The 10,067-nt window shown below is 63.7% G+C and carries 9 protein-coding genes; 1 reads left to right on the forward strand and 8 read right to left on the reverse strand.

Annotated elements, in window-relative coordinates:
• Positions 1 to 117: 117 nt before the first annotated feature.
• Both WAN71_RS01505 and WAN71_RS01510 read right to left on the reverse strand, forming a co-directional pair.
• The gene (locus tag WAN71_RS01505) at positions 118 to 1,722 is read right to left on the reverse strand and encodes an AMP-binding protein (RefSeq protein WP_422223632.1); all 1,605 of its coding nucleotides are present in this window, start codon (positions 1,720 to 1,722) and stop codon (positions 118 to 120) included.
• Positions 1,722 to 2,837, reverse strand: coding sequence for a Rieske 2Fe-2S domain-containing protein (locus WAN71_RS01510; RefSeq protein WP_422223633.1), 1,116 nt, complete (start codon positions 2,835 to 2,837; stop codon positions 1,722 to 1,724). Before WAN71_RS01510 ends, WAN71_RS01505 begins: the two co-directional genes overlap by 1 nt.
• Positions 2,838 to 3,036: 199 nt before the next feature.
• On the opposite strand from WAN71_RS01510, the gene WAN71_RS01515 reads away from it, so the two are divergent.
• Complete coding sequence (locus tag WAN71_RS01515; protein WP_422223634.1) at positions 3,037 to 4,260, forward strand: cytochrome P450; 1,224 nt, start codon at positions 3,037 to 3,039, stop codon at positions 4,258 to 4,260.
• A gap of 1 nt (position 4,261) precedes the next feature.
• Here WAN71_RS01515 and WAN71_RS01520 read toward each other — a convergent pair whose 3' ends face one another.
• The 6 genes from WAN71_RS01520 to WAN71_RS01545 all read right to left on the reverse strand — a co-directional run.
• Complete coding sequence (locus WAN71_RS01520; RefSeq protein WP_422223635.1) at positions 4,262 to 4,453, reverse strand: ferredoxin; 192 nt, start codon at positions 4,451 to 4,453, stop codon at positions 4,262 to 4,264.
• Positions 4,454 to 5,192: 739 nt separating this feature from the next.
• Entirely contained in the window at positions 5,193 to 6,197 is a 1,005-nt protein-coding gene (locus WAN71_RS01525) for a hypothetical protein (RefSeq protein WP_422223636.1), read from the reverse strand.
• A gap of 760 nt (positions 6,198 to 6,957) precedes the next feature.
• Positions 6,958 to 7,143 carry a hypothetical protein gene (locus tag WAN71_RS01530; protein ID WP_422223637.1) on the reverse strand — a complete coding sequence of 62 codons (186 nt, stop codon included), beginning with the start codon at positions 7,141 to 7,143 and terminating at the stop codon, positions 6,958 to 6,960.
• A gap of 358 nt (positions 7,144 to 7,501) precedes the next feature.
• The gene (locus WAN71_RS01535) at positions 7,502 to 7,843 is read right to left on the reverse strand and encodes a nuclear transport factor 2 family protein (protein WP_422223638.1); all 342 of its coding nucleotides are present in this window, start codon (positions 7,841 to 7,843) and stop codon (positions 7,502 to 7,504) included.
• A 165-nt stretch (positions 7,844 to 8,008) separates the two neighbouring features.
• On the reverse strand, positions 8,009 to 9,004 hold the full coding sequence (locus WAN71_RS01540; protein ID WP_422223639.1) for an alpha/beta hydrolase: 996 nt from the start codon (positions 9,002 to 9,004) through the stop codon (positions 8,009 to 8,011).
• Between the two features lie 90 nt (positions 9,005 to 9,094).
• Positions 9,095 to 10,067: acyl-CoA reductase (locus WAN71_RS01545; RefSeq protein ID WP_422223640.1), on the reverse strand; the 973-nt coding region annotated here is incomplete at its 5' end.

Raw genomic sequence — 10,067 nt, forward strand, 5'->3', positions numbered from 1 at the left:
CCGTCGAAATAGCATCGGTTGTGCCGTGCGGTCAGATTCAGGATGGCGTCGCGTCCCGCCGCACCGTCGAGGACGTACTGCTGCTGGTAGGTCATGGCCATTTGTTCTCTCCCTGTCTCACCGGCTGACGATGTATCCGTGGCTTTCTCGATCCCAGGCGCCGGGTCCGACACCTCGGTTGCGAAGAATATCCTTGCGAACCCGCCCGATAATGGTCTTGGGCAGCTCGTCGACTACCTCCACATATCGCGGCACACAGAAGTACGGCATCCGGACGCCGCAAAAGTCCAGCAGCTCGGCATAATCCAACGCAGCGTCCGGCTGCACCGCGACGACCAGCAGGATGTCGTCCTCACCCAGGTCGCTGGGCACACCCACCGCCGCAGCTTCGAGCACCGCCGGATGACCCAGCACAACGGTCTCGACTTCGACCGACGAAACGTTCTCGCCGCGGCGGCGCAGCGAATCCTTCACCCGGTCTACGTAAGTCAGGTTTTGGTCGCTGTCCAGCACACCGAGGTCACCGGTCCGAAACCACTCCGAATGCGGGTCGACACCACCGTCAGCGTTCACGTAGCCCTCGCTCATGACGTGCGGGTAGCGGGGCCGGCAAGCGATCTCCCCCACCGATCGATCCGGAAGCGGATCGCCATCCGGATCGACGATCCGCACGTCGAAATCGGGATTAGGCCGGCCGGATGTTCCGGGCACGCCTTCCTCGGCAATGCCTTTCACCGCGATCGGGAAGGCCTCGGTCATCCCGTACATGGTGACGATCCGGCAGCCGTAGCGCTTTTCGATGTCGCGATATACCGACGCGTCGATCGGCGCCGCGGAGATGAACCGGAGCGGCAACTGCGCATCGCGTGGATCGGGCGGCTGGCGCAGCAGCATCGAGACCATTGCACCGGCACCGGCAAATCCGACGGCGCCACAGGCGCGCACCTCGTCCCACACCGTCCCGGGGTGAAAGGCCCGCGCCAACACGGTTGTCCCGCCGACGAGCATCGGCGCCAGCACTGACGGCGCCGCGCTGAGGTGGAATAACGGCATCGCCGTCCACAGCACCTCGCCGGGACCAAACCCCCACGCCGACGCGGCCGTTGCGGCCGTGGTGAACAGGTAATGCCAGGTGGTGGCAACTGCTTTCGATGCCCCGGTGGTGCCCGACGTGAAGAACAGCGACCCGATATCCCCGACGTCACCGACGTACTCCTCCACGCTGCCGGTGGCCTCCAGCACCTCATCGGACGAATCACCTTGGACGACAACGCTGCTCAGTCCGGGTAGGTGCTCAGCCACCTCGGCGACCCTGGGTCGCCGTTCGGCGTCGGTAATCACCACCTTTGCTCGCGACAAGCGGAGCGCGTGCAGCAGGAAGACGCCTTTGTTGGCGGCGTTCACGGCCGCGGTCACCGCGCCGATGCGCGCGGCACCCAACCAGAAATAGATCCATTCCGGACACGTCGCGCTGAACAACGCGACGCAGTCACCCGGTCGGATACCCAACTCGAGCAGCGCATTAGCAGCAGCGCAGGAGCGTCGCCGCATCTGTTCAAAAGTCACGTGAGTCCCGGCGATCGACATCATCACCCGGTCCGGAAACTGCTCGGCCCGACGATCAAGCACTGCCGCGACGCTGAACCGATCGACGCCGAAATCGGCTGGGCCGATGGGCTTTCCGTCGCATGCGGGTGCCGCCCCAGCCGGCACGCGGGACATCAGGCTCCTGCAGCCGCCGGGTCAGGATCACCGTTGGCGGTATAGCCAAAGTCCTCGGGCGAAGCCTGTTCGCCCGGATAGAAGCGATGGGCCCACCGCCGCAGCGCCGCGTAGTCGTGCGCCTCTTCGGGTGCCAGGTTCGGCTTCTCCAGGTACTTCATGTTCTCCCACGTGAAGAAGTCCTGTTTGATGACCTCCTGCTGCAGCGCCAAAAACTTGGCGGCGCGCCCGGTGGGCACGTCACCGGAGTCGCCGGGCTCACGGACGGAAGCCTGGGTATAGAAGTAGTCGGTGTAGTCCTCGTCGACCGGTGTTTGGCCGGTGACCTCGATGGTGGCCACCAGGTCGCTGGGGAAGCGAACGAGTCCAAGTCCCAGCGAGTAGTTGTCGTAAATGATCTTGGCGTCGACCGGCCCGTCGGGCGTCAGCCAGGTCTGCGCCCGGCCGCCGCCGAAATGAGCGCTGACCGTGGCGTGGAGGTGATAACCGGACACCTCGAACGATGTGGTGTTCGCGGGGTTGGCGGCCTTGTGTACGTACTGGACGTGGTACGGGTCGGCGGCGTTCTCGATGATCATCTGAGCGTGCACCTTGACCCGGTTCAGCATGCGGCTGTGCGGGTGCAGCGGGTAGTACTCGTTGGTTTCCAGCTCGGGCAGCACCGGCGGCTGCCAGTACGGCGCCCGGCCGTGCCGCTCGTGCCAGACCAGGATGAAGCCGTACCAATCCGTGCTGTGATACGTGCGGACGCGGACATTGTTCTTGCAGCCGATCTTGCTGTATGGGATCAGCGCATTCGTGCCGTCGCCGCGCCACCGCCAGCCGTGCCAGGGGCAGACGATGTTCTCCCCCTCCACCGTGCCGCCGACACCCATGTTGGCGCCAAGGTGCTGGCAGTAGGCGTCGAGCACGTTGACCTGGCCGGATTCGGTGCGAAACAGCACCATCTCCTCGCCGAAGTAGTGCACCCGCTTGACCTCGCCAGGCGCCAGGTCCGAGGCGAACCCGACAATGAACCATCCGGTCGGAAATCGGTACGGCGACAGGCTGATGCCGCTCGGCCCGAACTCTCGTTCGGACGGATCTATGGAGGAGTCCGAAACCGTGTCCGTCACTGTCTACTCCTTTTGCGTCCATTTCCCGCGCCAGCCCAGTGGCGAACGGCCGCGCTTTATACTCGCCGCGCGTGGACGACTCAGTCTATTTTTACTATCTTAAGCATTGAACGTCAACGCGGGTCGTTGGCGGCGGTAGTGTCGGGTCAGCTAACGGCGCCCAGCGCGGTTCTGGCATCCGAGTGAATCGAGGTTGCGGATGACGGCTACGGCAGTCGATCTGTCCGATTTCGGATTGTGGCGCAACGGCTTTCCTGATGAGGTCTTCGCCGAGCTACGCCGCAGCAAGCCGCTGTTCCGCCACGGCTTGACCCCGGGCGTGGCCAAAACCGTCAAACGGGATTTCTGGATGGCCACCAAACATCGGCATGCCGTGCGCCTGCACCGTGATGCCGATTCGTTCACCGCCGCCGATGGCCCACTCATCCAGCCGGCCGATCTATTCGCGTCGTACCCGACCATCATCACCCTGGACCCACCGGAACAGTCCAAGCACCGCAAACTCATCTCGAGTGCATTCACCCCCCGGGCGATCGCCAAGCTCGAAGACGGCATCCGGTCCCGTGCGTCGCGGATGATCGACCAGCTGCTTGCCCGCGGCGGCGGCGACTGGATCGAGGACGTCGCCGACGCACTGCCGATGACCGTCATCGGTGACATCATCGGCATCCCGGAACAGGATCGGCCGCGCATCTTCGACGGCTTCGATCGCATCCTGAAGGCCCAGTCGAGTCGGGCTCGTGTGGACGCCGAGCTCTTCGCCACGATTTTTGGCTACGCCATGGAGCTCACCGCCGAGAAACGACGCAATCCTGCCGACGACATCTGGAGCACAATCGCATCCGCCGTCATCACCGGTGACGACGGGGAGCAATTCCGTTTGGCCGCCAACGAACTCGAGTTCTTTTTCTTCGTGCTGGCTTTCGCCGGAAGCGACACAACCAAGAACGCCCTGGCTATCGGGCTGCAGGCGTTCGTCACCAATCCCGACCAGATCGAACGGTACCGCGAGGAGGAATCGGTCCGGTCCAGCGCCGTCGAAGAGGTGCTGCGCTGGGCTTCACCAGTCGCGTACTGGACCCGCACGACCAAGGTTGATGTCGAGATGGATGGTCAGCACATCCCGAAAGGTGAGCGGGTGGTCTCGATGCTGCGGTCGGCCAACCGGGACGAGGAGGTCTTCGACCAACCGTTCACCTTCGACATCGCTCGCCAGCCCAATCCGCATGTCGCATTCGGCGGCGGCGGAGCACACCACTGTCTAGGCGCGATGCTGGCGCGTGCGGAGATCAGGGCGGTGCTGGACGAACTGTTGCTGCGCTGCGACGGCATCACCCTTGGCCCGGCCGAGGTGGCCTACCCCAACCTGACCACCAACATGTCGATCTACGACGAGATGGCCGTATCACTGAGGGCGCGCTGATTTACTCAACAATCCGCAGCGCTGCCTTTGGGCACTGATCGACGGCGGCGCGCACGTCGATTTCCAAATGCTCCGGAACTTCGCCCTCCGCAACGTGCACGACGTCGGCGTGCCCGATCTCGAAAATGTCCGGAGCCAACGATTCGCAGAACCCGTTCGCCTCACATAACGTCTCGTCAACAATCACTCGCATCGAATGCACCTCGCCCTCGCAAGCCGTTAAATGTGTACCAGCCAAGCACTTTCTTCGTCGATGTCGATAGTGTTCGTTTCCACGTCACCGAGGGTACTGGCGGAACCCACGGTTATCGACGGCGGTACACCTGGACGCGGCGCTCCGTGTGACCGATCATCAGGACGTGGTTTGTCTTTGATGATTCGGAAGGTGACACGGTAGTCACCTCGCCGCGCATCGTGCCTTTCAGATAGCTCGCAACGGAGCCGTTCTGCGAGCGGGCATTCGGGTACAGACTTCGTGCAGTTTGGTGGGTAATTGCTATTGTCCATGAAGTCTCCGTTTTCATCTGTCCCGGCGGAACTTCACGGTCGGATTGCCCCGCCGGGTAGAGGTTTCCGGCTCGTTGCGCGGCACCTCCGACACAAGCAGCTAACCGTTCCTGGCGCACGAGCTGTGCTAACCAGTCATGATTGCAAGTTCAGGCGGTCTTGAGGCCCTTCCACGTCGACAGTGATTTCTACGGTATCACCGAGGACGGCGTTTCCGCCATTGATCGGCGTGTCAGTCAGCGCCGGTCGTCAGCGAATCGCTTTGGTTCCCAGTCGATTACGTCGTTCAATCGATAGCGGACGTGTCTGCCGAATTTCGCGTAGCGAGGCCCGTTTCTTTCGACGCCCACTTGGCCGGTGTCTTAACCCGGTACGCCATACCGGTCGGCGAGTTCCTCACGGCTCAACACACTGCACCCCATTCGTCATGTTGTTTGGCTAACACCACGCCGCCTTAGCCTCGCTGATCGACGGATGGCCAGCATCCTGAACGCGGTGGCCACACCAGTTACCACGTAAGGGGCGGCGAGGGCCAGGCCGGCGACGACGATGGTCTCGGCGAGTTGCAGCGGGACGACCGGACCAGATCTCGCCGCGTACGCCACGAGGAACACCGCCACCCCGATGCATGCCTCGGCCGTCTTCACCCCCCACCACCCGAGCGCGTCGCTGAGGCGGCGGCCCCTCGCGCCAAGTACGAGGGAAAGCAGGATCTGTCCGATGCGGAGGGTGGCACCGGTGCTGGCCAAGGCTGCAAGCGCCACGGGTCCCCGAGTCGAGGTAATCACCGTCTCCACTGCCGTCTCGACACGACCCACGCCTAGGGTGGCGAGCATATAGGCCGTCACCGCGGGCAGGATGAACAGATAGCAGATCCTGCTCGTCAGCCTGTCAAAGATGCCGCTGCTGGCGTCGGCTCCGCCGGGGTAGATGTCACCGATCCAGGACGAGTATTGCCCTGCAGCGAACTGGTCGAGACCCAGGGGCATGTGGTGGGCGGCAAGCATAGCCCCGCAATCGTCGTAGGCTTTCGCGTCCCTACACTGCTGAGCCAAAACCGCGCGGGCCGTGCCCAGTCTCGGCGACGGGTGACACCAGTAGGCGACCACCCGGGCGGCGGACGTACGCAGCCCAGAACTACCTATGATGGTGGGACCCTCGGCGGCGATCACCGCCACAATGTTTGACGCGTTCCGTGGGTACTGACCCAGCAGCGAGCCGAGGCTCGTTGCCGCGTAGACGCCACAGTTGCAACCTTCCCCCGGAGGGCTGTGGGTATGCCCATGAGCGCAGCGGGCCACGCACACTCCGCCCGCCCACGCGTCCCGGTCTTCCCTCACCACGGGCAGCAAAGCGCGCGCATTCCGGTCGACTCGGAATGTGCGCAGCCCGTATCGGCCCACCTCGAAGTCCGGTGAGGCGCTAGTCATTGCGGAACCTTCTGCGGCGCGGGCGTTTCCGGCCGCGGCACCGCTGGTTCGGGCGTATGTGTAGGCCTGACCGGAGGGGTCACCGGGAGCACTTCAACCCGACGCGGATTGTTCCCAATGCGTCCCATCATCAATTCCTTTACTTTTACTTTGAATTCAACCTAGACGCGGTCAAGTCGGCGACCACCCAGAAAAACGTCTTCAGGGCGTGAAACCTTCCCTCTTTGATGCTGCCCTTGTCTCAGCAGATACCGGTTGCGTGCATCGAGCGGCGCAACCCCTGGGTTGCGGGAGGCCACGTTGACACCACGGAGATCGTCGTTGTCCGGCCGGTGGAGGGCGGTGTTGTGGTCCTCACCCGATGGCGCAACGGGACTCAGGTGACCGAGGCGCGCATGCCCTGCACGGCGTCTGCACCCTGTGTGTGAAACGCGGCGCAACAGCATCACGTACTCCCCCGAGAGTGGCGCTCAAATGCTCTGAGACGGCTAGACAACGCAGCAGAGCCGGATTCACACCCTTGTCCAGGTCGGCGGTGTCGGCGAGCAGCCGGATGGCGTTCCAGCGCACCTGCTGGCGGTATGCCTCGGCGTCCCCGCGCCAGTCGCAGACGTTCATCTTTGCTCCCCTGACCGATCGCGAGTCGTCGGCTGTTTGCTACTTACTGGCCTGATTATCAGCCTCCTGGGGCGCCGACCGCATCCGCAACCGCACAGTGCAATTGGCCCGTTAGCCTGACCACAGTGGCGGTCCAATCGGGCTATTTGGACGGCCGCTGAAGCCCAAGATGATCGCGCAGCGTATGGCCGGTGTACTCGATGCGGAATCGGCCAAGGCGCTGCAGGATGGGCACGACATGGTCGACGAACGCCTTGAGCTCATGCGGCAGTGTCGATCCCATAAACGTGAATCCGTCGACGGCGCCTGCGTCCTGCCAAGCGATCACATGAGCGCCAGCTGCTCGGGCGTACCGATGAAATGCATCCCTCTGCGCCACCGGCCACCTGCCGGGCGAGCTCAAGTAAGGGAGCGTCCGATCCCGCTCGCGCGGCCGTATCGAGCTGCTCCGCGCGGCTTGACGGTGTCGACTGATCAGCCCAAAGCTTGGCGGGCAGCGGAGCGTCGGGATTGAGAGCATCTGGGTCGAGCCCGGCCGTATATATTAAGGCGTTTTGCCAAGCAACATCGGGCCGCGGTGCGCGCGTGTTCTGGCGATACCCGTTCATGTCCTTTGGTCCGTATCGGACGTGGTCCTACGCAGGGAGGGAGAGTTTCACCAGTCCACGACCCGTTGTCTCGTTTGTCTAGAAACGAGTCGTGCGCATGTTGGCCAGCAGCTCGCCGTCGACGTGGAAGGTGAAGGTGTTCGGGCTCTTGAAGCCGAAGCCGCCGACTTCGGCGATGACCACGGTGTCACCCTCGTCGGTGAGGTAGAAGGTAGCCACTTGAAGCTTGACTTGTTGACCGATGAACTCGTGGTTGCTCCAGGACCGGATCGCGTGGATGCCGCGGAATTCGCGGGCCCAGTCTTTGACATATCCGGCATTAGGCGTGAATAACGCCAGAAACGCGGCGGTATCACCAGCATTGACCGCATTGATCGCCTTGCGCACGGGTGCCGGCAATGGCACAGGTAGCTGACCCACTATCTCCCATCTTGTGTTCACGGCGGCACCGGCGCTGGTCGGCTGGACCGTAACGTTGTCACGCCATCGGTTGTTGAACCTCACACACGGGCTGAGAAATGTTGCGCGCCAATCCCCCTCCGCGGGCTCAATTCGGCGGTCGGACACTACAGAAGCCGTCCACGATCAGGTCGAACACTGAACACCGATGTCGGCGTATGTCAGTGCCTCGCCCCATGCGTGCAGGCGTGCCCAAAGCTGGTGCCGTGTGCTGGCGAAGTTGTGCATATGCGCCATGCGGGGCACGACGGCCAGCGTGAAGTCGCGAACCGACCGATACGCCGCCGACTCAGCCCGCGGGTCGGGGCAGACGTCCCGATCGCCCACACCGATGAACACCGGAACCTCGATCGCCGCCGCCTCCGCGGTCACCACACCTGGGGCAATCGCCGCGACGAACGCGGGCGGGGCGGACGCGCTGCCCCACGGCGGCATTTTGGTTCGAAGCGGATAGCCACTGCCGACGTCGGCGGCCCGCAGCGCCGGATCGACGTCCTCCCAGTGGAACATCCCGATGATGGCCTCGGAACCCACTTCAGCCATGGCGTATTCAGAAACGCCTACATCGGTGCGACCTCGTTCGATCACGCGCGTCTCGATGGGACCCGTGGGCGACGGTATCACCGCGTGTATCGCACTGTAGCCAAGCACTGCAAGTGCGTCGAACGTGCTGTGTCGGCCCTGCGTGATGATCGATACGCAGCAACCCGTTGACTGGGCCATACCGATGGCGCGCACGATATCGATCGGGCCGAGGCCGGCCACGAGCGTCCCCGCGCGTAGCGCGCCAATGATCGACCGGGAGGCAGCATCGTTGGCAGCGGCGAGCATTTCGAGCGTCATCCTCGCCGGGTCTGGCTGGCTGCTGTCGCCTGCACCGAGGTGGTCGATCCCCGCGAAAAGCCAACCGCGCTCGGCGTGGTACTCGGCCTGGCTGTAGCCGCCGGGGTGGGCGATGTCCCAGTATCCGCGGCCGTAGAAGGCGCCAGGGAAACCGACCGCCAGTGTCCGCGGCCCGTCCTCTGCGTCATCCGGCACGACCAAGGTGACGGCAAGTTCGGCACCCGGGAAGGGAACGGCGTTACTCACGTCGATACGAAGCTCACGCCGGCGCAGGGTCATGGTGTGTTCGTCCCAACTATTACTTGTGTCTGTTGCCGGGCCGCGCCGGCGTGGCCGGGGTTGGCTTCGAGCTCCCCGAGCCGAGTTCGGTCACGCGTCGATCACCTCGGAGATTGGCCGCCACGGCGGGTGGACGGTGTCGGGTGTGCTGATCTCGTTTGTGATCCACTTGCCCATTCGCCGGAGCACCTCGATGCCGTCTTGCGGGGAAGCCAGCGCGGCGGTGCTGGCGTAGCCCAGCGATACAAATCGCTGCGCACCGTAGAGCGGCAGGACATCGCGCAGGTCGCGCTTGAGCGTCTCTGGGAACACTCCGACGGTCTGGGTGTAGGCGTTGGTGCACTGGACAACGTCATCGAGGGAGTTCGTCGGTACGAGGTTAGCGGTCCTATCGGCGAGCATGCCCGCGAAGTCGACCGGGTCCTGCAGCTGCGAGACGATGATCGCGCCTTCGCCAGCTTCACCGCCGATCACGCGGTACCAGTCGTCGTCGAGCCGAACCGCGTCGAGGTGCGCCTTGAGCTCGCGGTCGTATGCCTTTGGAGTCGTGCTGATCGTCGGTGGAAGCTGCAGCATCGCGTCGTAGACGCGAGCCGCGAAAGCGTTGAGCCTGTCGACACCGGCGGCATCGGTTCCGCATAGTGCATAGATGACGCGCGCGTTTACACAACCGACCTGGTTGAAGGCACCGATGTCGGTCGCCAGCCGCACGGCGGCCTCGTCTTGGAGTCGGTCGGACTCAAAGACTTCGCGGCCGACGATGCTGACGCTGCGCTTGGGGTCGAGTGCAATCAGCTCCAGCCCGGGCTGGATGTAGCGCGTGACGTGCTTCACCGACGCCAAGCCGCCCCACGCGACGATCTTTTCGAAATTGTGTGGCTGATAGAGCTGTTCTTCGAGGTCGGTGTCGCCGCCGCGCCAGTACGCCACCGACAGATGCTTTGTGATCGGATGATCCGGCGCCATCTCGCACATGGTCTCGGCGATCGCGACCGCTGTGAACGGGTCGTTCGACGGCGCCTTGATGAGCGCGTCGCTGCGCAAGATCGCGTTCCGGACGATG

This window comes from Mycobacterium sp., assembly GCF_049280035.1.
Classification (GTDB): Bacteria; Actinomycetota; Actinomycetes; order Mycobacteriales; family Mycobacteriaceae; genus Mycobacterium.

What these genes read in the sequence shown, in the direction of transcription:
- WAN71_RS01505 (WP_422223632.1), bottom strand. Translation starts at nt 1,722, where the DNA reads ATGTCCCGCGTGCCGGCTGGGGCGGCACCCGCATGCGACGGAAAGCCC.
- WAN71_RS01515 (WP_422223634.1), top strand. Translation starts at nt 3,037, where the DNA reads ATGACGGCTACGGCAGTCGATCTGTCCGATTTCGGATTGTGGCGCAAC.
- WAN71_RS01520 (WP_422223635.1), bottom strand. Translation starts at nt 4,453, where the DNA reads ATGCGAGTGATTGTTGACGAGACGTTATGTGAGGCGAACGGGTTCTGC.
- WAN71_RS01525 (WP_422223636.1), bottom strand. Translation starts at nt 6,197, where the DNA reads ATGACTAGCGCCTCACCGGACTTCGAGGTGGGCCGATACGGGCTGCGC.
- WAN71_RS01540 (WP_422223639.1), bottom strand. Translation starts at nt 9,004, where the DNA reads ATGACCCTGCGCCGGCGTGAGCTTCGTATCGACGTGAGTAACGCCGTT.